Origin of the sequence: Streptomyces californicus (genome assembly GCF_000717645.1) — a bacterium.
Lineage (GTDB): Bacteria > Actinomycetota > Actinomycetes > Streptomycetales > Streptomycetaceae > Streptomyces > Streptomyces californicus.
Genome location: NZ_JNZZ01000014.1, coordinates 92,566 through 113,949, shown reverse-complemented (window position 1 = coordinate 113,949; position 21,384 = coordinate 92,566). Strand labels below are relative to the sequence as shown.

At 71.3% G+C, this 21,384-nt stretch carries 16 protein-coding genes; 11 read left to right on the top strand and 5 right to left on the bottom strand.

Annotated features, from left to right (window positions below; genetic code table 11):
* The first annotated feature begins 6 nt into the window (after positions 1–6).
* The 4 genes from IF19_RS0119335 (at position 7) to IF19_RS0119320 (ending at position 2,439) form a co-directional block, all read left to right on the top strand.
* A complete protein-coding gene (locus IF19_RS0119335; protein WP_030115082.1) occupies positions 7–324 on the top strand; it encodes a cupin domain-containing protein in 318 nt (105 codons plus the stop codon).
* Positions 325–527: 203 nt separating this feature from the next.
* On the top strand, positions 528–740 hold the full coding sequence (locus IF19_RS0119330) for a DUF5326 family protein (protein ID WP_030115081.1): 213 nt from the start codon (positions 528–530) through the stop codon (positions 738–740).
* Between the two features lie 380 nt (positions 741–1,120).
* A complete protein-coding gene (locus tag IF19_RS0119325) occupies positions 1,121–1,900 on the top strand; it encodes an IclR family transcriptional regulator (protein WP_279382234.1) in 780 nt (259 codons plus the stop codon).
* Positions 1,901–2,001: 101 nt separating this feature from the next.
* Positions 2,002–2,439, top strand: a complete 438-nt coding sequence (locus tag IF19_RS0119320; protein WP_030115079.1) for an SsgA family sporulation/cell division regulator — start codon at positions 2,002–2,004, stop codon at positions 2,437–2,439.
* A 21-nt stretch (positions 2,440–2,460) separates the two neighbouring features.
* On the opposite strand, the gene IF19_RS0119315 is transcribed toward IF19_RS0119320, so the two are convergent.
* Positions 2,461–3,807, bottom strand: coding sequence for a YibE/F family protein (locus IF19_RS0119315; RefSeq protein ID WP_030115078.1), 1,347 nt, complete (start codon positions 3,805–3,807; stop codon positions 2,461–2,463).
* A gap of 200 nt (positions 3,808–4,007) precedes the next feature.
* Here IF19_RS0119315 and thiC point away from each other — a divergent pair, with 200 nt between their 5' ends.
* Positions 4,008–5,783, top strand: a complete 1,776-nt coding sequence (gene thiC / locus IF19_RS0119310) for a phosphomethylpyrimidine synthase ThiC (RefSeq protein WP_030115077.1) — start codon at positions 4,008–4,010, stop codon at positions 5,781–5,783.
* Between the two features lie 109 nt (positions 5,784–5,892).
* Here thiC and IF19_RS0119305 read toward each other — a convergent pair whose 3' ends face one another.
* The 3 genes from IF19_RS0119305 to IF19_RS0119295 form a co-directional block, all read right to left on the bottom strand.
* Complete coding sequence (locus tag IF19_RS0119305) at positions 5,893–6,708, bottom strand: hypothetical protein (protein ID WP_030115076.1); 816 nt, start codon at positions 6,706–6,708, stop codon at positions 5,893–5,895.
* Between the two features lie 203 nt (positions 6,709–6,911).
* Entirely contained in the window at positions 6,912–8,099 is a 1,188-nt protein-coding gene (locus IF19_RS0119300) for a metallophosphoesterase (RefSeq protein ID WP_243460355.1), read from the bottom strand.
* A 159-nt stretch (positions 8,100–8,258) separates the two neighbouring features.
* Positions 8,259–9,371, bottom strand: coding sequence for a LacI family DNA-binding transcriptional regulator (locus tag IF19_RS0119295; protein ID WP_030725112.1), 1,113 nt, complete (start codon positions 9,369–9,371; stop codon positions 8,259–8,261).
* A gap of 405 nt (positions 9,372–9,776) precedes the next feature.
* Between IF19_RS0119295 and hisC the strand changes: the two genes are divergently transcribed.
* The 5 genes from hisC to IF19_RS0119270 all read left to right on the top strand — a co-directional run bounded on the left by hisC (position 9,777) and on the right by IF19_RS0119270 (position 19,267).
* Positions 9,777–10,856, top strand: coding sequence for a histidinol-phosphate transaminase (gene hisC, locus IF19_RS0119290; protein WP_030115073.1), 1,080 nt, complete (start codon positions 9,777–9,779; stop codon positions 10,854–10,856).
* A gap of 336 nt (positions 10,857–11,192) precedes the next feature.
* Positions 11,193–12,704: a cytochrome ubiquinol oxidase subunit I gene (locus IF19_RS0119285; RefSeq protein ID WP_030115072.1), complete on the top strand. Its 1,512-nt coding sequence runs from the start codon at positions 11,193–11,195 to the stop codon at positions 12,702–12,704.
* Positions 12,705–12,720: 16 nt separating this feature from the next.
* Positions 12,721–13,722, top strand: coding sequence for a cytochrome d ubiquinol oxidase subunit II (gene cydB / locus IF19_RS0119280; protein WP_030115071.1), 1,002 nt, complete (start codon positions 12,721–12,723; stop codon positions 13,720–13,722).
* Between the two features lie 87 nt (positions 13,723–13,809).
* Positions 13,810–17,334, top strand: a complete 3,525-nt coding sequence (gene cydD / locus IF19_RS0119275; RefSeq protein WP_030276508.1) for a thiol reductant ABC exporter subunit CydD — start codon at positions 13,810–13,812, stop codon at positions 17,332–17,334.
* A gap of 226 nt (positions 17,335–17,560) precedes the next feature.
* Positions 17,561–19,267: a sensor histidine kinase gene (locus IF19_RS0119270; protein WP_030115069.1), complete on the top strand. Its 1,707-nt coding sequence runs from the start codon at positions 17,561–17,563 to the stop codon at positions 19,265–19,267.
* Positions 19,268–19,394: 127 nt separating this feature from the next.
* Here the strand turns inward: IF19_RS0119270 and IF19_RS0119265 are convergent, their stop codons facing one another.
* The gene (locus IF19_RS0119265) at positions 19,395–20,252 is read right to left on the bottom strand and encodes a Cof-type HAD-IIB family hydrolase (protein WP_030115068.1); all 858 of its coding nucleotides are present in this window, start codon (positions 20,250–20,252) and stop codon (positions 19,395–19,397) included.
* Between the two features lie 148 nt (positions 20,253–20,400).
* On the opposite strand from IF19_RS0119265, the gene IF19_RS0119260 reads away from it, so the two are divergent.
* On the top strand, positions 20,401–21,303 hold the full coding sequence (locus tag IF19_RS0119260) for an LLM class flavin-dependent oxidoreductase (RefSeq protein WP_030115067.1): 903 nt from the start codon (positions 20,401–20,403) through the stop codon (positions 21,301–21,303).
* Positions 21,304–21,384: the final 81 nt, after the last annotated feature.

The window sequence follows — 21,384 nt, the reverse complement described above, 5'->3', positions numbered from 1 at the left end:
CGGGCCATGAAGGCATTCAGACTGGACGAGCTGGAGGCGGAGCGGGCCGCCAACGACGGCGCGTACCTGCAGTTCCTGCGGGAGCGCAACATGTCCGTCGGCCTCTACGCCCTGGACGCGGGGGAACTCGACCCGCAGCAGCCGCATCAGCAGGACGAGGTCTACTTCGTCGTCAGCGGCCGGGCGTCGATCACGGTGGGGACGGAGACCACCCAGGTCGGCAGGGGCAGCGTCGTCTACGTGCCCGCGGGCGTCGCGCACAAGTTCCACCACATCACCGAGGACCTGCGGGTGATGGTCGTCTTCTCGCCTCCCGAGGGCTGACCACCGCGCCCGGACGCCTAGCCGACCGCCCTCCGGCCGGGGATCGCCGGCCGACCGCCCGACCCGGGATCGGACGCCGCCCGGCCCGGGGGTCCCTAGGGGATCGATCAGGGGTCTTCAAGGGCTGCCCGGCCCCCGTGGGGGCCTCGGACGCCTTTAGCATCGAGGCAAGGACTCAGAGAGACGAGGTAGAGGCGATGGCCGTGCGGGAGATATTCGCGGGAATGCCCTGGTGGGTGAAGTGGATCGCGGTGCCCGTCATTGCGATCTTCGTGTTCGGCGGCCTGATCGCCAGCGTGGTCGGCTTCGTGATCGGCCTGCTCTTCAAGGTGCTGGTCTTCGTCGTCCTGGTCGGCGGTCTGATCTTCGTCATCCGCAAGTTCATGTCGTCATCGTCCTCGCGCGGCGACTGGTAGCGCGCGGACCGTGGGCCGGCGCGGGGGCCGGCCCGTCCCGCCGCGGAGGCCCTCGGCCGTGCCGCGGTCAGCACCGACGGGGTCGTTAGCCCAGCAGAGCTAAGTCCCCGGAGAAAACACCCGTCTGCCACAGGCGGCCGATACAGTGGCGTACCACTGCCGCCATCCGGAATGTGACCTTCCGTCACCACATCGATCACCTGATCGTCCTGGGTACGACAGTCCGGTCGTTGGCCCCCGATCGTCGGCGCCCGGACCGGTCCTCGCCGGTCACGGGCCACCTGTACTCCGGCCCCTCCGGTCCTCGGGATCGCGGCAGGCCCGTGGGGGTGGCCCCCTCGGGAGGGCCGACGGCCCGTCACCATGCCTGGGGGTGACCTGTGACCACGGCATCGAGCACCGCTGTCCCGACGTTGATCGGTTCGGTTCAGCGGGCGTTGAGGCTGCTGGAAGCGGTGGGAAATCATCGGGACGGGGCTCCCGCGAAGCAACTGGCCCGGGAGGCGGGGCTACCGCTGCCGACCGCGTACCACCTGCTGCGCACCCTGACCCACGAGGGCTACCTCCGTCGCGAGAACGGGGTCTTCCATTTCGGCGCCGCCGCCGAGAACCTCACGTCGGCTCCCGGGGTCAGGAGCCGCCTGCGCCGGGCCCCCTCCGTCACCGACTCTCTCGGCCACTGGCGGGACATCATCGGGGCGCCCGTGTACTGCGCCGTCTACTGCGACGGCGAGATCGAACTCATCGCGGTCGCGGACGCGCCCGACACCCCGGCGGTGGAGGAGTGGGCCTCGTTCCGGGAGAACGCCCACGCCCACGCCATCGGGCAGTGCCTGCTCGCCCAGCTCGACGAGCGGGCCCGCGAGGACCACCTCGACCGTTACCCCGTACGGCCCCTCACCCGTTACTCAGTGCGAGATCGCGCCACACTTCTGGAACGGCTGCGCACCCTCCGACGAGGTGAACCGGTCATCGAACGCCAGGAGTACGCACTGGGAACCGTCTGCGCCGCGATTCCGGTCATAACCGGTGCCACCATTGCGGCGATGGCCATTTCTGTACCCCTCGAACGGGAAGACCGGTTGCTGCCCGCAGTCGAACAGTTACGTGGCGAAGTCTCCAGCCTCTTGCGTTCGTTCGTGTTCTCTATCAGTATCTGAAAAATCACTCCTTGTGATCTGCTATCGCGTGCACCACGATGGCGTCAATAGGGCCATGAGGGATCATTCCTGGCCAGTTTCATCTACTGCGGGGTTGAACGATGCGCGAGTCGGTTCAAGCAGAGGTCATGATGAGCTTCCTCGTCTCCGAGGAACTCTCGTTCCGTATTCCGGTGGAGCTCCGGTACGAGGTCGGCGACCCGTACGCGATCCGGATGACGTTCCACCTGCCCGGCGATGCCCCTGTGACCTGGGCTTTCGGCCGTGAACTGCTGCTGGACGGGCTCAACAGCCCGAGCGGCGACGGAGATGTGCACATCGGCCCGACCGAGCCCGAGGGCCTCGGCGACGTCCACATCCGGCTCCAGGTCGGTGAGGACCGTGCGCTGTTCAGAGCGGGAACAGCACCGCTGGTGGCGTTCCTCGACCGGACGGACAAGCTCGTGCCGCTCGGCCAGGAACACACGCTGGGTGACTTCGACGGCAACCTGGAGGAAGCGCTCGGACGCATCCTCGCCGAGGAGCAGAACGCCGGGTGACCGAGCGCACCCGACGCCCCGTCACCCCTTCTTACGACGACGGCCGCGGCCGGTCCGTACGGGCACGGCCGTAGCCGCCGGTGCGCCACCGGTCCCCGGCCGGTCCGCGGAGACGACCAGCGCGGCGAGCGCCGTGGTCACCGGCACCGAGGCCACCAGACCGATCGACCCGACCAGGGTGCGGACGATCTCCTCGGCCACCAGCTCGCTGTTGGCCACCGTCCCCACACTGCTCTGGGCGATGGAGAAGAGCAGCAACAGGGGCAGCGCGGCGCCCGCGTACGCCAGCACCAGGGTGTTGACCACCGAGGCGATGTGGTCCCTTCCGATCCGGATACCTGCCCGGTACAGCCCCTTCCAACCCATGTCCGGGTCGGCCTGGTGCAGTTCCCAGACCGCGGAGGTTTGGGTGACCGTCACGTCGTCGAGCACCCCGAGCGAACCGATGATGACACCGGCCAGCAGCAGACCGCTCATGTCGATGTCCGGATAGAGACCGTGGATGAGGCCGGTGTTGTCGTCGGTGTTGCCGCTCAGGTTCGCCCAGCCGATGAACAGCGAGCCCAGCAGCCCGATCAGCAGCAGGGAGATCAGGGTGCCGATGACCGCGACGGACGTCCGGGCCGTCACCCCGTGGCACATGTAGAGCGCCGCCAGCATGATCGCGCTGGCTCCGATCACCGCCACCACCAGCGGGTTCGAACCCTGCAGGATCGCCGGCAGGATGAACAGGGTGAGCACGGCGAACGACACGACCAGCGCCACCAGGGCCATCACCCCGCGCAGCCGGCCCACCACGACCACCGCCAGGGCGAAGATGCCGGCCAGCAGCGCCATCGGAACCTTCCGGTCCACGTCGGTCACGGAGTACTGGAGGTCGCGCGGCGCGTCGGGAGCGTAGGCCACGACCACGCCCTGGCCCTCCTTCAGCTGGCGGGGGGCGTCCGGTTGGACCACCTCGACGAACCTGCGGCCCTTGTCGTCGCCGCTGGTCACCTCGACGGTCGCCTTCGCGCACTCCCCCTTCTGCTCGTTGACGGCCTCCCGCCCCGAAGGCGTGGAGGTGTCGCCGGTCGGGGGCACCTGCGCGGCGTTGACGTCGGCGCAGTCCACCTTGTCGACCTGGACGACCGTGCCGTCCTGGGTCTGCCGGTCGAAACCGACGCCGGTGCGCTCGTGGTCGGGCACGCCGCCGGGCCAGAACGCGATCAGGCCGACGACGACCGCCGTCGCGAACGGGATCAGCACGGCGGCGATGACCTTGCGCAGATGCCGGGAGACCGGGGCGGCGGGGCCGTGGCGGTGCGTGTGGCCGTGGGAGTGGCCCTGGGGCGGCTGGGAAGCGGAGTCGCTCTGGGGAGAGGTCACCGGGCGATCATCGCAAGAACGCGGGGGCCCTCTGGTCAGCTCGCCGGAAGGGACGCTAGCGTGGAGGCACCTTTGCACACGCGGGAGCTCGGAGCACCGGGCTGAGAGGGCGCTGACCGCCGTACGTCCGTACGTACGCGAAACGCTGCGCCGACCGCCGAACCTGTTACCGGGTAATGCCGGCGTAGGGAGTAGGTCTCATGACCACATCGGACGCACGCACGCCTGCCTCGAAACAGAACGACGAGGCCGGGAAGTCCATCGGTTGGCACAAGGGGTACGTCCAGGGCTCGCGCCCGGACCTCCGGGTGCCGGTCCGACAGGTGCACCTCACCAGCGGCGAGGACGTGACGCTGTACGACACGTCGGGGCCGTACACCGATCCGGGCGTCGAAACCGACGTCCGCCGCGGGCTCGCGCCCCTGCGGGAGAACTGGATCATCGCCCGCGGCGACACCGAGGAGTACGCGGGCCGCCCCGCCCGCCCGGAGGACGACGGGATCAAGCACACCTCGCCACGCGGCGGCCTGCGCAACCTCGACGCGGTCTTCCCCGGCCGTCCGCGCCAGCCGCGTCGCAGCCGCGACGGACGGCCCGTCACCCAGCTCGCGTACGCCCGCCGGGGGGAGATCACCCCGGAGATGGAGTACGTGGCGATCCGGGAGAACGTCGAGCCCGAGGTGGTACGGGAGGAGATCGCGGCGGGCCGGGCGGTGCTGCCGGCCAACGTCAACCACCCCGAGATCGAGCCGATGATCATCGGCAAGCGGTTCCTGGTGAAGGTCAACGCCAACATCGGCAACTCGGCCGTGACGTCCTCCATCGAGGAGGAGGTGGACAAGATGACCTGGGCGACCCAGTGGGGCGCGGACACGGTCATGGACCTGTCCACCGGCCGCAACATCCACACCACCCGCGAGTGGGTGCTGCGCAACTCCCCCGTGCCGATCGGCACCGTCCCGCTCTACCAGGCCCTGGAGAAGGTGGACGGCCGGGCCGAGGAGCTCACCTGGGAGATCTACAAGGACACCGTCATCGAACAGGCCGAACAGGGCGTGGACTACATGACGGTGCACGCCGGAGTGCGCCTGCCGTACGTCCCGCTGACGGCCCGTCGCAAGACCGGGATCGTTTCGCGCGGCGGCTCGATCATGGCGGCCTGGTGCCTCGCGCACCACAAGGAGTCGTTCCTCTACGAGCACTTCGAGGAGCTCTGCGAGATCCTCGCGACCTACGACGTCACCTACTCGCTCGGCGACGGGCTGCGTCCCGGCTCGATCGCGGACGCCAACGACGAGGCGCAGTTCGCCGAGCTGCGCACCCTGGGCGAGCTGAACTCGGTCGCCAAGCGGTATGGCGTCCAGACCATGATCGAAGGCCCGGGGCACGTCCCGATGCACAAGATCAAGGAGAACATCGACCTCCAGCAGGAGATCTGCGAGGAGGCGCCGTTCTACACCCTCGGCCCGCTGACCACGGACGTCGCGCCCGCCTACGACCACATCACCTCGGGCATCGGCGCCGCGATGATCGCCTGGTGGGGCACGGCGATGCTCTGCTACGTCACGCCCAAGGAGCACCTGGGGCTGCCGAACCGGGACGACGTGAAGACCGGGGTGATCACCTACAAGATCGCCGCCCACGCGGCCGACCTCGCCAAGGGCCACCCCGGCGCGCAGGAGTGGGACGACGCGCTCTCCGACGCGCGGTTCGAGTTCCGCTGGGAGGACCAGTTCAACCTGGCCCTCGACCCGGACACGGCCCGCGAGTTCCACGACGAGACGCTGCCCGCCGAACCGGCGAAGACGGCGCACTTCTGCTCGATGTGCGGGCCGAAGTTCTGCTCGATGAAGATCTCCCAGGACATCCGGCGCCAGCACGGCGGTTCGCAGGAGGAGATCGAGGAGGGCATGGCCGAGAAGTCGAAGGAGTTCGCGGCCGCCGGCAACCGGGTCTACCTGCCGATCGCGGACTGATCCGCTCCGGCCGCCGGGGTCTGCCCGGCGGCCGGATTCGCCCCCTCCGCAGTGCGTCCGGGCCCGGCAGCGGCAGAGAGCCGGCCGGTGGCCGGACGGCCCGCAGAAATCAGTCCGGCTGGTGCTCGGGGCCGCCGAAGTCCGGGCTGGAGAAGTCGGGGCTGGTGAACGTCGGACGGGGGCCGGCCGCCGGGCCGTCCTCCGGCCCGGAGAAGTCCGGCCTGCTGTACCCGATCTTCGGGATGCGGTCGGGCGAACGGTGCGGGACGCGCGCGGCCGGCCCCGCGGTGGGGTCGGCCAGGGCGTCCCGGAGGAACGGCAGAATGCCCCGCTCCAGCAGGGCGTGGCGCCACGCCTCCCTGGCCCGGGCGACCTCCTCCGGAAGCTCCTGTTCCTCGTCCTCGGCGGTCCGGGACGTCGCGCCGTTGCGGAGCGCGGTGATCAGCAGCCCCACGGCGGCGACCAGGATCGCCGCTGCGGCGACGCAGGCGAAGAACCATCCGGCCGTGACCAGCGAGCGGCCGAACGTCAGCGACGGGTTGACCGCCCGCAGCAGATAGCCGACGAGCAGGAAGATGACCGCTGCCGCTCCGGCCAGCAGCGGTGTGAGGACGGTGACGACCGCGCCCACTCCGGCGCCGGCCCCCGTCGACCGCGCTCCCTCCAGGACCGCCGTCTCCTCGGCTGCCGCCGCCCGGCGCAGCTCGTCGCGGGCCTTGGTGTAGTGCTCGTACTCGGTGGCGGCGGCCGCGGTGATCAGCGCCGTCGCGCCGAGCGCCATGGTGCGCAGCTGTTCGGTGTTGAGCCGGTCACCGACGCCCTCGAGGTCCGGGCGTTCGTGAGCGTGGCGCAGTGCGTCGCCCAGGATCCGCTCGTACTCGGGTCCGTCCTCGGCCAGCAGGTGCGGAGCGCTTGTCATCTGCATCCCCCGATGCTCCGTCGGTGCCCGGAAGCCCGTGCGGACCGGGCGATCGGGCGGAAACGGAGGAGAGCCTGCCACTGTTAGGCCGATGGTAGAGCGCTCACGGCGAGGGGTGACAGAGGGTTTCCAGAATTGGGTCCGGTGACGGGCCCGGAGATCGGCGGGGTCGGCGCGGGCGGAACCAGAAGCGCCTTCCCCGTCGACGGTCAGTCATGCAGGGGGAGCTGAACCACCAGTAGCTTTCCGGCCATGGTCACTCCGCCGTCCATGGCGATGGCGAGACCGTCCGCGTACACGTGGGGACCGTTGATCACCGGGCCCGAGTCCTCCTCGCCGCCCTCCCCGCCGACCTCGCCGAGCAGGTACGGAATGGGGCTGTGACCATGGACGACGCGCTGTCCGCCGTACGTCGACAGCAGCTCGCGCACCGCCTGGGGACCCCCCTCGTCACGGAAGGCGAACCGCTTGGTGAGCTTGCGGAACAGGTCCCAGCACTCGTCGGCGTCGTTGCGCGTGAGAATGGCCGTGATCGTGTCGTTGACGTCCTCGATGGTGGATCCGTAGTCGAGGTAGGCCGTCGTGTCGGAGTGCAGCAGCAGGTGCCCGTCCTGTTCGACGACGGCGTCGAGTCGGGACATCCACTGGAGGTGGACGTCCTGAAGACGCTCCATGTCGGCCTTCTGGCCGCCGTTGAGCAGCCAGGCGGCCTGGAAGGTGGCGGTGCCGGCCCCCGAGTTGACGGGGGTGTCGGCGAACCGTTTGGCGCCGATCAGCAGCAGCTCGTGGTTGCCCATCAGGGCCTTGCAGTAGCCGCCGGCCGCCGCGGCCTCCGCGGAGAGGCGCATGACGAGGTCGATGACCCCGATGCCGTCCGGTCCGCGGTCGGTGAAGTCGCCGAGGAACCACAGCCGGGCGTTGCCCGCGGCCCACTTCCCGTCGGCGTCGACGAGGCCCTGTTCGGCGAGGGCGGCCAGCAGCTCGTCCAGGTAGCCGTGGACGTCCCCGACGACATAGAGCGGGCCGGGGCTGTCCTCGGAGCCGGGGGCCGGCTCGGTGACCGTCCGGACCTGGACGGTGTCGCCGCGGCGGATGACCGGGAGGTCCCGCTCGGTCGGGGTGTACCCGTCCGGCTGCTCGTCGCCCACGACGGCGTTCCCCGGGTGCGGGGCAGGGGGTGCTGCGGGGGCGGGCGGCGGTACGGCGGCGGGGGGCGCGGCAGCCCCGGCCGGCGGGCCCGGCTCCACCGGTGGCGGCGGCACCGGGGAAGGCGGTGCCGCCTGCGCCTCCGGTGGTACGGGTGTCTGCGCGTACGGCGGAACCCGGAAGTCACGCAACGTCGCCGTCCGCACCACGGGTTCCTGACCGGCCCCCTGAGTCATCGACCCCTCCACCACCGTCGCGCCGCCGTACACCTGACGGGCCCTGCCTGGTAGAGGTGGTCCGCGGTGTCGTGCGCCCATCATAGGAATGCGGATCGATCTGTGTGACGCACCAGGGGTGGTGAATCCGGGCGCACGTACGGTTCACCGGCCGATTGGTCCGGAAAGTGGCGATCAGTCCCGGCTGGGGGAGCGCGGCGCGCTGACCGTGGTACGCGGCGGGCGGCGTTGCGAGGAGGTCCGGACGATCAGTTCCGTGGGTATGACCTGCTCCACCGGTCCGTCGTGCTCGACCCCTTCGATGGCGTCGATGAGGAGCTGGACGACGGCGGTGCCGATGCGGCGGGGCTTCAGCGAGAGCGTGGTGATGGGCGGCTCGGTGGCCGCGTACACGGTCGACTCGCTGCAGCAGACCAGCAGCAGGTCCTCGGGGACGCGCAGCCCGTAGCGGCGTGCCGCTGCGAGGAGGTCGGTCCCGTTGGGGTCGAAGAGCCCGTAGACCGCGTCGGGGCGGTCGGGGCGGGCGAGCAGCCGGTCGGCGGCGACCGCGCCCGCGCACGGGTCGTGGGCCGGGTAGGACTCGTAGACGGGGTCCTGGCCGACCCGCTCGCACCAGTGGAGGTAGGCGGCGGTGGAGAGGCGGGTGTACGTGTCGGTGGTGTTGCCGGTCAGCAGGCCGATGCGGCGGGCGCCGGCGGCGGCGAGGTGGTCGAGGAGGTCGAGCACGGCGGCCCGGTGGTCGTTGTCGACCCAGGCGGTGACGGGGAGCGTCCCGGCCGGCCGGCCGTCCGAGACGACGGGCAGACCCTGGCGGACGAGCTCGGTGACGACCGGGTCCTGGTCGGACGGGTCGATGACGACGGTCCCGTCGAGGGCGACGTTCGACCAGACGTCGTGGCGGGAGGTGGCGGGGAGGATGACGAGGGCGTAGCCGCGGGCGAGCGCGGCCGAGGTCGCGGCTCTCGCCATCTCCGCGAAGTACGCGAATTCGGTGAAGGTGAAAGGTTCATTCCCGTACGTGGTCACGGTCAGGCCGATGAGCCCCGACTTTCCCGTACGGAGGGTTCGGGCCGCGGCGGACGGGCGGTAGCCCAGGCGCTCGGCGACCTCGCGGACATGGCGGCGGGTGGCGTCCGGGAGCCTGCCCTTGCCGTTGAGCGCGTCGGAGACGGTCGTGATGGAGACGCCGGCCGCGGCGGCCACGTCACGGATCCCTGCCCGTCCCGGTCGGCCGCTGCGCCGGGGGGTCTCCGTCCGGCTCACCTGGTGCTTCCCTGCTGCTGTCATGGCGAGCCGATAGTAGGGCTCCGGAGGGTGTCGGGGCCGGTCGCATATGCGCACGTTGACAGGCACGTTTCTGCATGGCGACGGGCCATCAGTTTCCTTGTAAAGCAAGGTGGTTGGGGGTCTGAGCTTATAGGTTTCAGGTTCTGCGGCCTGGTGGCCTGCTGTGTGTTCGATGTTTCGAAGAGGTCTCAACTCACCACTTCGGGGGACGCGCGCCACGGCGCGAGCCACCAGCGCGCGCTGCTGCGGTGCGCGCCCCCTTCGATCGAACCCCGTGGTGGGCCCATGGGCAGGGCCCGTTCCCGGGCCTCACGGCCGATTTCCCGCTCGGCCCATTCGCAGCGCGGCCCAATCCTCATAAGGTGTGCAGTATTGCTGTGAACGGACGGTCGAGGAGGACCTGCGGTGAGCGAGACGAGCCCCAAGCTGCGCGCCGAGCTGGACGGCGTTCCCGCCTATGTACCGGGCAAACCGGCGGCGGCCGGCGGTCCGGTCGCGTACAAGCTGTCCTCCAACGAGAACCCCTACCCGCCGCTGCCGGGCGTCCTGGAGTCCGCGCTCGCCGCCGCGGGGAACTTCAACCGCTACCCGGACATGGCGTGTACCGGTCTGATGAACGAGCTGGCCGAGCGGTTCGGTGTGCCCCTCTCGCACCTCGCCACCGGCACCGGTTCGGTGGGCGTCGCCCAGCAGCTGCTCCAGGCCACCTCCGGCCCCGGTGACGAGGTCATCTACGCCTGGCGGTCCTTCGAGGCGTACCCGATCATCACCCAGGTCAGCGGCGCGACCTCGGTGAAGGTCCCGCTGACCGACGGGGAGGTGCACGACCTCGACGCGATGGCGGAGGCGATCACCGACCGGACCCGGCTGATCTTCGTATGCAACCCCAACAACCCCACCGGCACGGTGGTGCGCCGGGCCGAGCTGGAACGGTTCCTCGACCGGGTGCCGAGCGATGTGCTGGTGGTGCTCGACGAGGCGTACAAGGAGTTCATCCGCGATCCCGAGGTGCCGGACGGCATCGAGATCTACCGGGACCGCCCCAATGTGGCGGTGCTGCGGACCTTCTCCAAGGCGTACGGCCTGGCGGGGCTGCGGGTCGGGTTCGCGGTGGCGCATGAGCCGGTGGCGGCGGCGCTGCGGAAGACGGCGGTCCCCTTCGGCGTGAGCCAGCTCGCCCAGGACGCGGCGGTGGCCTCGCTCCGCGCGGAGGACGAGCTGCTGGGCCGGGTCGGCTCGCTGGTGGCCGAGCGCGCCCGGGTCGGTGCCGAGCTGGGGCGCCAGGGCTGGACGGTGCCGGAGTCGCAGGCGAACTTCGTCTGGCTGCGGCTGGGGGAGCGGACCCTCGACTTCGCCGGGGCGTGCGAGCGGGCCGGGGTGGTCGTGCGGCCGTTCGCCGGGGAGGGCGTACGCGTCACGATCGGCGAGAGCGAGGGCAACGACCTCTTCCTCAAGGCGGCGGAGGCGTTCCGCGCGGAGCTGTAGTCCCCGCTCCCCCGGCCCCCTGGGCCGCGGCGGAGCTCGTACGGGCCCCGGACCTCGTCGATCGAGGTCCGGGGCCCTTCGCGTGGGCGGACGCGGGAGGGACCGGGGCCGGCGGCATCGGGGGCGCTCCGGGGCCGCCTCGGACGCTCGGGACGGCCCCCGGCCGGGCGGTCGGCCGAAAAGGGGTACCCCCGGCGAAGGGTCCGAAAGTGTGTGCGCCATAATTGCTTGTGAATGTGAACGCGTTCACAAGCGTGCCCTGCTTCCTCCCGTAATCGGTGGAATCAAAGGGGCATAGTGCCGGTATGACCACGGCGATGTAAGGAGAATGACGACGTGGACCTCGCTCTGGCGCCGGAGACCCTGGCGCGATGGCAGTTCGGCATCACCACCGTCTACCACTTCCTCTTCGTCCCACTGACGATCTCGCTCGCCGCCCTCACCGCCGGCCTGCAGACCGCCTGGGTGCGGACCGAGAAGGAGAAGTACCTCAGGGCCACCAAGTTCTGGGGCAAGCTGTTCCTGATCAACATCGCCATGGGCGTCGTCACGGGCATCGTCCAGGAGTTCCAGTTCGGCATGAACTGGTCCGACTACTCGCGCTTCGTCGGCGACATCTTCGGCGCTCCGCTCGCCTTCGAGGCGCTGATCGCCTTCTTCTTCGAGTCCACCTTCATCGGGCTGTGGATCTTCGGCTGGGACAAGCTGCCGAAGAAGATCCACCTCGCCTGCATGTGGATGGTCTCCATCGGCACGATCCTCTCCGCCTACTTCATCCTGGCGGCCAACTCCTGGATGCAGCACCCGGTGGGCTACCGGATCAACGAGGAGCGCGGCCGCGCCGAGCTGACCGACTTCTGGCGGGTCCTCACCCAGGACACCGCGGTCACCCAGTTCTTCCACACCATCACGGCGGCGTTCCTGGTCGGCGGCGCCTTCATGGTCGGCATCGCCGCGTTCCACCTGGCCCGCAAGAAGCACATCCCGGTGATGCGGACCTCGCTGCGGCTGGGCCTGGTCACCGTCGTGATCGCCGGACTGCTCACCGCCGTCAGCGGCGACAGCCTCGCCAAGGTCATGTTCCGGCAGCAGCCGATGAAGATGGCCGCCGCCGAGGCCCTGTGGGACGGCCAGGAGCGGGCGCCGTTCTCGATCTTCGCGTACGGGGACGTCAGCAAGGGCCACAACTCCGTGGAGATCTCGCTCCCCGGGATACTGTCCTTCCTCGCCAACAACGACCCGAACTCCTATGTCCCCGGCATCAACGACATCAACAAGGAGTCGCAGGAGAAGTACGGGCCCGGCGACTACCGCCCCAACATCCCGGTCGCGTTCTGGAGCTTCCGGTGGATGATCGGCTTCGGGATGGCCTCCTTCGGACTCGGCCTGCTGGGGCTCTGGCTGACGAGGAAGAAGTTCCTGCTGCCACCCGCGATGCGCACCGGCGAGGACGAGGTGCCGAACCTGGTCCTGTTCCGGAACAAGGCGCTGAGCCCGCGACTCACCAAGCTCTACTGGGTCGTCGCGCTCTGGACCCTGCTCTTCCCGCTGATCGCCAACTCCTGGGGCTGGATCTTCACCGAGATGGGCCGGCAGCCGTGGGTGGTCTATGGGGTGCTGGAGACGAGGTCCGGGGTCTCCCCCGGGGTCTCCCAGGGCGAGGTCCTGACCTCGATGATCCTCTTCACCCTGCTCTACGCGGTGCTCGCCGTGATCGAGGTGAAGCTGCTCGTGAAGTACATCAAGGCCGGGCCCCCGGAACTCACCGAGGACGACCTCAACCCGCCCAAGAAGATCGGCGGGCACGACGAAGAAGACGCCGACCGGCCGATGGCCTTCTCGTACTGAGCACAGGAGCTGAGAGATGGAACTCCACGACGTCTGGTTCGTGCTCATCGCCGTCCTCTGGACCGGCTACTTCTTCCTGGAGGGATTCGACTTCGGCATCGGGGTCCTCACCAAGCTGCTGGCCCGCGACCGCAAGGAGAAGCGGGTCCTGATCAACACGATCGGGCCCGTCTGGGACGGCAACGAGGTCTGGCTGCTCAGCGCGGGCGGCGCGACCTTCGCCGCCTTCCCCGAGTGGTACGCCACCCTCTTCTCCGGCTTCTACCTGCCGCTGCTGATCATCCTGTTCTGCCTGATCGTGCGCGGCGTCGCCTTCGAGTACCGGGCCAAGCGGCCCGAGGAGCGGTGGCAGACGAACTGGGAGACCGCGATCTTCTGGACCTCCCTGATCCCCGCGGTGCTGTGGGGCGTGGCCTTCGGGAACATCGTGCGGGGCGTCAAGATCGACGCCGACATGGAGTACGTCGGAAACTTCTGGGACCTCCTCAACCCGTACGCCATCCTCGGCGGCCTCGTCACGCTCACCCTCTTCACCTTCCACGGGGCGGTGTTCGCCGGTCTCAAGACGGCGGGCGACATCCGGGCCCGGGCCCGTTCCCTGGCGCTCAAGCTGGGGCCGGTCACCGCCGTGCTCGCTCTGGGCTTCCTGCTCTGGACCCAGGCCGACAACGGTGACGGCTGGAGCCTGGGGGCCCTGATCGTGGCGGTGGTGGCGCTGCTGGCCGCGATCGCCGCCATCGCCAAGGGGCGCGAGGGCTGGTCGTTCGCCTTCTCGGGCGTGACGATCGCGGCGGCGGTCGCGATGCTCTTCCTGACGCTGTTCCCGAACGTCATGCCGTCCTCGTTGAACGACGCCTGGAACCTCACCGTCACGAACGCCTCGTCCAGCCCGTACACGCTCAAGATCATGACCTGGTGCGCGGGCATCGCCACGCCCGTCGTGCTGCTCTACCAGAGCTGGACCTACTGGGTTTTCCGCAAGCGCATCGGCACCCAGCACATCGCCGACGCGCACTGATTCCGGTGAGCTGCCGCAGTCCTCGCGAGGACCGCGGCAGCTCTCGATCCCGCAGAGCCCACCGACCCCGCCGGGGGGATGTTTCACGTGAAACCGATCGATCCGCGCCTCCTCCACCACGCACGGGCCACCCGTCTCTTCCTGGCGGCCGTGGTCGCCCTCGGCCTGGTCGGCGCCCTCCTGGTGATCGCCCAGGCGATGCTCATCGCCGAGATCGTGGTGGGCGGATTCGAGGACGGGCTCACGGTCACCGAGCTGCGCACCCCCTTGCTGCTGCTCGCCGCGGTCGCGGTCGGCCGGGCGCTGGTCGCCTGGCTCACCGAGCTGGCGGCCCATCGCGCGAGCGCCGCGGTCAAGTCCGAACTGCGCGGCCGGCTCCTGGAGCGGGCCACGCGGCTGGGTCCCGAATGGCTGAGCGGACTGCGCACCGGTTCGCTGGTCGCCCTGGCGACGCGGGGGATCGACGCGCTCGACGACTACTTCGCGCGCTATCTCCCGCAGCTCGGTCTCGCGGTCGTCGTACCCGTCGCGGTGCTCGCGCGGATCGTCACCGAGGACTGGGTCTCGGCGGCGATCATCGTGGTCACCCTGCCGCTCATCCCGCTCTTCATGATCCTGATCGGCTGGGCCACCCAGTCCCGGATGGACCGCCAGTGGCAGCTGCTGTCCCGGCTCTCCGGGCACTTCCTGGACGTCGTCGCCGGGCTGCCGACCCTCAAGGTCTTCGGGCGGGCCAAGGCGCAGGCCGCCTCGATCCGTGCGATCACCTCCGACTACCGCCGGGCCACCCTGCGTACCCTGCGGATCGCCTTCCTCTCCTCGTTCGCCCTGGAGCTGCTGGCCACCCTGTCGGTGGCCCTGGTCGCCGTGACGATCGGCATGCGGCTGGTCCACGGCGAACTCGACCTGTACACCGGCCTGGTCGTCCTGATCCTGGCCCCGGAGGCGTATCTGCCGATCCGCCAGGTCGGGGCGCAGTACCACGCGGCGGCCGAGGGCCTCTCGGCGGCCGAGGAGATCTTCACGGTCCTGGAGACCGAACCCCGGGCCCCGGGCGGTGAGGACGTCCCGGAATCGCTCCGGCTGGAGCTGGCGGATGTGACCGTACGCTACGCGGGCCGCGCCGAACCGTCGCTGAACGCCGCCTCGCTCACCGTGGAGCCGGGGGAGACCGTCGCGCTGGTCGGCCCGAGCGGCGTCGGCAAGTCCACCCTGCTCAACGTGGTCCTCGGATTCGCCGTACCCGACGAGGGCCGTGTCCGGGTGGGCGGCCGGGACCTCGCGGAGCTGGACACCGAACGCTGGCGGAGCCGTATCGCCTGGGTCCCGCAGCGCCCCCACCTCTTCGCGGGCACCATCGCCGAGAACGTCCGGCTCGCCCGCCCCGACGCCGACGACGAAGCGGTGCTCGCCGCGCTGCGGGACGCCGGCGCCCACGACTTCGTCGCCGCGCTGCCCGACGGGATGCTCACGGTGCTCGGCGAGGACGGCGCCGGGCTCTCCGCCGGCCAGCGGCAGCGCCTCGCCCTGGCCCGCGCGTTCCTCGCCGACCGGCCGGTCCTGCTGCTCGACGAGCCGACCGCGAGCCTGGACGGCGAGAGCGAGGCGGGCATCGTCGACGCGGCACGGAGGCTGTCCGCCGGCCGGACCGTCCTGCTGGTCGTCCACCGCCCGGCGCTGCTGGCGGTCGCCGATCGCGTGGTGACCCTGGAGGCGGGCGGCACCACCGCTGCCGGGGCCGGGGCTACGGTCCAGACCACCGGGCCGGCCGTCCCGCAGCCGCTCGCCGGGGGCGAACTCCTCGACGCCCGGCGGGCCGAGGAACTACGGGCGGCCGACAGCGGCCCGGGGGAGCCGGAGGCCAGCCCCGGGCGGGCGCTCGCCCGCGTCCGGGCGTCGGCCGGGGCGCAGCGCGGACAGCTGACGCTGGCCCTGCTGCTGGGCAGCCTGGCGGTCGGATCGGCCGTGGGGCTCATGGCGGTCTCCGGCTGGCTGATCTCCCGCGCCTCCGAGGAGCCCCCGGTCATGTACTTGATGATGGCGGTCACCGCGACCCGCGCCTTCGGCATCGGACGGGCGGTCTTCCGCTACGCCGAGCGGCTCGTCTCGCACGACGCAGTCCTCAAGCTCCTCGCCGATCTGCGCGTCTCCGTCTACCGGGGTCTCGAACGCATCGCGCCCGCCGGGCTGCGCACCACCCGCCGCGGCGATCTGCTGACCCGGCTCGTCGCCGACGTGGACGCGCTCCAGGACTACTGGCTGCGCTGGCTGCTGCCCGCCGGGACCGCCGTCGTGGTGGGGACCGCGGCCGCCGGATTCACCGGCTGGCTGCTTCCGGAAGCGGGCGTCATCCTCGCGGTCGGCCTGCTGCTGGCCGGGGTGGGCGTCCCGCTCGTCGGCGGCGCCTGCGCCCGCCGTACGGAGCGTCAGCTCGCGCCGGCCCGCGCCGACCTCGCCACCCGCGTCGCCGACCTGCTCGGCGGCACCGCGGAACTGGGCGTCGCCGGGGCGCTGCCCGAGCGGCGGAGGCGGCTGGGCGCGGCCGACGCGCTGCTCACCCGGATTGCCTCGCGCACCGCCGCCGCGACCGCGCTGGGCGGGGGCCTCTCCGCCCTGGTCTGCGGCCTCACCGTGGTGGCCGCCGGGCTCGTCGCCGTGCCCGCCGTGAACGACGGACGGCTGTCCGGGGTCGCGCTCGCCGTGGTGGTGCTGACCCCGCTCGCCGCCTTCGAGGCCGTCGCCGGGCTGCCGCTCGCCCTGCAGTACCGCCGACGTGTCGCCCGGAGCGCGGAGCGGGTGTACGAGGTGCTGGACGCCCCCGTCCCCGTACGCGAGCCGGAGCACCCCGCCGAGGAGCCCGCCGCGCCGTTCCCGCTGGAGGTGCGGGGGCTGAGCGCCCGCTACCCGGGGGCCGGACGGGACGCGCTGACCGCGCTCGACCTGACGCTGACGCCCGGACGGCGCATCGCGGTCGTCGGGCCCTCCGGCTCGGGCAAGACGACGCTCGCCCAGGTCCTCCTGCGCTTCCTGGACGCCTCGTCGGGGACGTACCGGCTCGGCGATGTCCCGGCGTCCGCGCTGGAGTCGGACACCGTCCGGCGCTCGGTCGGGCTCTGCGCCCAGGACGCGCACGTCTTCGACAGCACGATCCGCGAGAACCTGCGCCTGGCCCGCCCCGCGGCGACCGATCCCGAACTGCGCGACGCACTCTCCCGGGCCCGTCTCCTCGACTGGGTGCTGACCCTTCCGCAGGGGCTGGACACCCCGGTGGGCGAGCACGGCGCCCGGCTCTCCGGCGGCCAGCGCCAGCGCCTCGCCCTGGCCCGCGCGCTCCTCGCCGACTTCCCCGTACTCGTCCTGGACGAGCCGGCCGAACACCTCGACCTGCCGACCGCCGACGCGCTCACCGCCGATCTGCTGGACGCGACCCGGGGCTGCGCGACGGTCCTCATCACGCACCGGCTGACCGGCCTGGAGGCGGTCGACGAGGTGCTCGTCCTGGACGGGGGACGGGTCGTGCAGCGTGGTCCGTACGCCGCGCTCGCGGCCGAGGAGGGGCCGCTGCGGCGCATGCTGGAGCGCGAGAGGGAGACGGTCATGGCGGGTGCGTGAGCCGTCGGCCCGCGAGGCGGCCCGGGGCACGGTCGGCGTCTGGGCCGCCGACCGGGGCGGTCTGTCCGTTCGGGCGTGTGAGCCGTCGGCCGCCGCGGCCCCGGAGGTCCCGGCGTGCGTGCGTGTCGCCGACCGCCACCGCCCCGGAGCGATGGTCGATGACCGTCCAGGGCATCACGCGCATTCTCGACTTTCGCCCCCTAACGGCACTAACTAGGCTCGGTCCATGGCAGAGCCCGACCCGAAGGACGCCCTCGACGCCGCCACCCGGGCGGCCCGCAGCCTCCAAGGGCTGTCCACGGAACTGACCGCGCGGGTGCCGCAGCTGCTGGAGGCGATGCGGTCGGTGGGATCGGGGCTGGAACTGCACTCCACGCTGGACCGGATCTGCGAGACGGCCGCCGAACTCGCCCACGCCGAGTACGCCGCGATCGGCGTCGTCGACGAGTCGGGCGAGGGGCTGTCGGACTTCGTCACCCACGGCGTCCCGCAGGAGGTGGCCGAGGAGATCGGGCGGCGGCCCGACGGCCACCGGGGGCTCCTCGGCGCACTGATCCACGACCCGGTCCCGGTGCGCCTGGCCGACCTGACCACCGACCCCCGGTACGCGGGCTTCCCCGCCGGCCACCCCGGGATGCGCACGTTCCTGGGGGTGCCCATCCAGGTCCAGGGGGAGATCTTCGGCAACCTCTATCTCACCGAGAAGCGGAACGGCGCGGAGTTCACCGACTACGACCTCCACATGGTCCGGGTGCTCGCCACCGAGGCCGGGATCGCCATCGGCAACGCCCGGCTGTACGAGGCGGCGCGGCAGCGGGAGCACTGGATCGACGGATCGGTCGCGGTCACCACGGCGCTGCTGTCGGGCGGGGACGCGGACGAGGCGCTCTCCGTGGTCGCCGAGCAGGCTCGGCGGCTCGCCGGCTCCGCCGCCGGGATCGTGCTCCTGCCAACCGAGGAGGGCGGGTTGGAGATCGTCGCCGTGTCGTCCGACGAGCCCTCGTCCTCGCTCGGGGTGACCGTCCCCGCCCGCAGCGCGGTGGCGGCGAAGCTGCTCGCGGGCGAGGCGGTCTTCATCGACGATTCGGCCACCGACAGCCGGATGGTGACCAGCCTGGCGGGCCGGTTCGGCCCGAGCATGATGCTGCCGCTCCACAGTGGCGGGAGGGTGCTCGGGGCGCTCGCCACCCCCCGGTCCCGGGGCGCGCGCCCGTTCACCGAGACCGAGCGGACGCTCGCCACCCAGTTCGCCTCCCAGGCGGCGCTCGCGCTGATGATGGCCGAAGCGCAACGGGACCGGGAGCGGCTGGCGGTGTACGAGGACCGCGACCGGATCGCCCGCGACCTGCACGACCTGGTCATCCAACGGCTGTTCGCCACCGGGATGATGCTGGAGAGTGCCCAGCGCAGAGCTGTCGTGCCCGAGGTGCGGACGGGCGTCGGCCGGGCGGTGGACGAGCTGGACGTGACGATCCAGGAGATCCGGACAGCCATCTTCGCGCTCCAGCAGGAACCGGCCGAGGCGCCGTCACGGTTGCGCACCCGCGTGTTGCGGGAGATCAACATGGCGGCCGTCCCGCTCGGCTTCAAGCCCTCGCACCGCTTCCTGGGCCCCGTGGACTCGCTCGTCGGTGAGCTGACCGGGAAGAACCTGGTCGCCGCGTTGCGCGAGGCCCTGTCCAACGCGTTCCGGCACGCGGGGGCGTCGCTGATCGATGTGGTCGTCGATGCGACAGTGACCCTGCCGGACGGGAGCGGGGCGGTGCGGCTCTCGGTGGCCGACGACGGGGTGGGCATCCCGGAGGGCGGACGCCGCAGCGGACTGCGCAACCTGGCCCGCCGAGCCGAGTCCCTGGGCGGCTCCAGCCGGATCGAGCCGGGCCTCGGGGAGGGCGGCGGCGGGACGACGGTGGTGTGGGAGGCGCCGCTGTGACGGAGCGGGCGGCGCGTGGCCGGGCCTCAGCTCACCCGATGGGGCTGTGCGTCAGAGGGCACGGGCAGCCTCAGGGCGTGTTCGGTGCGGCAGGTCTGCGGCGAGGCGAGGGGTGTGCTGAAAGGTTTCAGCGCTGCTCTGCGCGGGCGGCGAGGATCCGCTCGATGACGACTGCCACGCCGTCCTCCTCATTGGTCGTGGTCCGTCCCGTGGCGGCGGCCACCGCGGCCGGGTGGGCGTTGCCCATGGCGAAGGAGGCGCCGGCCCAGCTGAGCATCTCCACGTCGTTGGGCATGTCGCCGAAGGCGACCACCTCGGCGGCCGCGATACCGCGCTCGGCGCAGCAGGCTTCGAGAGTGGTGGCCTTGGAGACGCCGAGCCCGCTGACCTCCAGGAGCGCGGAGGGGCTGGAGCGGGTGAAGGCGGCCCGGTCCCCGGCTGCCGTACGGGCCAGGGCGAGGAAGGCGTCGGGCGCCAGCTCCGAGTGGTGGGCCAGCAGCTTGAGCACCGGCGCTCCGGAGCCCGGGGCGTCCTCGTGCAGCAGCTTCTCGGCGATCGCGACCGCGGCGCCCGGGTCCAGGTGGAACGGCGGATAGGCGGGTTCGTAGTTGATGCCGGTGGTCAGTTCGACGGCGAAGGAGGTGCCGGGGGCCGCCTCGCGCAGGGTCCGTACGACGTGCAGGGCGGCGTCGCGCTCCAGCGGCCGTACGGAGAGCAGCTCGCCCTCCGTACGCAGATCGGTGACGACGGCTCCGTTGGCGCAGATCGCCGTGCCGTGGCTCTGGACGTGGGCCCGTACGACATCCATCCAGCGGGCCGGCCTGCCGGTCACGAAGAAGACCTCGATACCGGCTTCCTCGGCCGCCGCGAGGGCGGCGACGGTACGCGCGGACAGCGTCTTGTCGTCGCGCAGCAGGGTGCCGTCGAGATCGGTGGCGATCAGCCGGGTCACGGCGGGAAGAGGCGTCTCGGTCGCTGTGGTCACCGGGCCATTCTCGCCCACAGAGGTGCACGTGCGTGCGGAGGTGCGCACATCTGAGTGAATAAACCGCTGACCAGCGCAAATACCTCTGGCATATGTCAAGGCCATGGAGGTGGTTGCTGCGGTCGCGCGCGCCCGTAGGCTCAGGGGCATGAGCGTCCGCCTGAGCACCGTGATCCTGCCCGTCCACCGTTGGAACGAGGGAGGCCGCGCCCGCTGGCAGCGGGCGGAGGAGCTGGGCTTCCACACCGCCTACACCTACGACCACCTGTCCTGGCGGACCTTCCGGGACGGCCCGTGGTTCGGGGCGCTTCCCACCCTCACCGCCGCGGCGGCGGCCACCGATCGGCTGCGGCTGGGGACGCTCGTGACCTCGCCCAACTTCCGCCACCCGGTCACGCTGGCCAAGGAGCTGATCTCCCTGGACGACATCTCGGGCGGCCGGATCACCCTCGGCATCGGCGCGGGCGGCAGCGGCTTCGACGCCACCGCACTGGGGCAGGAGGCGTGGACCCCGCGCGAGCGTGCCGACCGTTTCGCCGAGTTCGTGCCGCTCCTGGACCGGCTGCTCACCGAGGACGCGGTCACCGAGCGCGGGAACTTCTACGCGGCGGAGGAGGCCCGCAACATCCCCGGGTGCGTCCAGCGGCCCCGGCTGCCCTTCGCGGTCGCCGCGACCGGGCCGCGCGGCCTGAAGCTCGCCGCCCGCCACGGACAGGCGTGGGTCACCACCGGCGACCCGAAGCTGTACGAGAACGGCACCCCGGAGGAGTCGCGGGCGGCGCTGCGGGCGCAGAACGAGAGGTTCACGGCGGCCTGCGCGGAGATCGGCCGGGACGCCGCCGATCCGGGCCGGATCCTGCTGACCGGATTCACCCCGGACCGCACGGCCCCGCTGGAGTCGGTCGACGCGTTCGTCGACTTCGCGGGCCGCCACGCGGAGCTGGGCTTCACCGAGATCGTCATCCACGCCCCGATCCCGGACTCGGTCTTCGACGCGGACGAGAAGGTCTTCGAACGCATCGCGACCGAAGCGCCGGCGCAGCTGGCGTAGGGGCTCCGCGCGCGCTCCCGCTGTTGCCGGGCCGATGGACCAGAACAGCTGAGCCTTTGAGTGTGCCCGATGGGGTCCCGG

Coding starts and splice junctions, on each gene's coding strand:
- IF19_RS0119335 (WP_030115082.1), top strand. CDS start 7: ATGAAGGCATTCAGACTGGACGAGCTGGAGGCGGAGCGGGCCGCCAAC.
- IF19_RS0119320 (WP_030115079.1), top strand. CDS start 2,002: ATGCGCGAGTCGGTTCAAGCAGAGGTCATGATGAGCTTCCTCGTCTCC.
- thiC (WP_030115077.1), top strand. CDS start 4,008: ATGACCACATCGGACGCACGCACGCCTGCCTCGAAACAGAACGACGAG.
- IF19_RS0119305 (WP_030115076.1), bottom strand. CDS start 6,708: ATGCAGATGACAAGCGCTCCGCACCTGCTGGCCGAGGACGGACCCGAG.
- IF19_RS0119295 (WP_030725112.1), bottom strand. CDS start 9,371: ATGACAGCAGCAGGGAAGCACCAGGTGAGCCGGACGGAGACCCCCCGG.
- cydB (WP_030115071.1), top strand. CDS start 12,721: ATGGAACTCCACGACGTCTGGTTCGTGCTCATCGCCGTCCTCTGGACC.
- IF19_RS0119270 (WP_030115069.1), top strand. CDS start 17,561: ATGGCAGAGCCCGACCCGAAGGACGCCCTCGACGCCGCCACCCGGGCG.
- IF19_RS0119260 (WP_030115067.1), top strand. CDS start 20,401: ATGAGCGTCCGCCTGAGCACCGTGATCCTGCCCGTCCACCGTTGGAAC.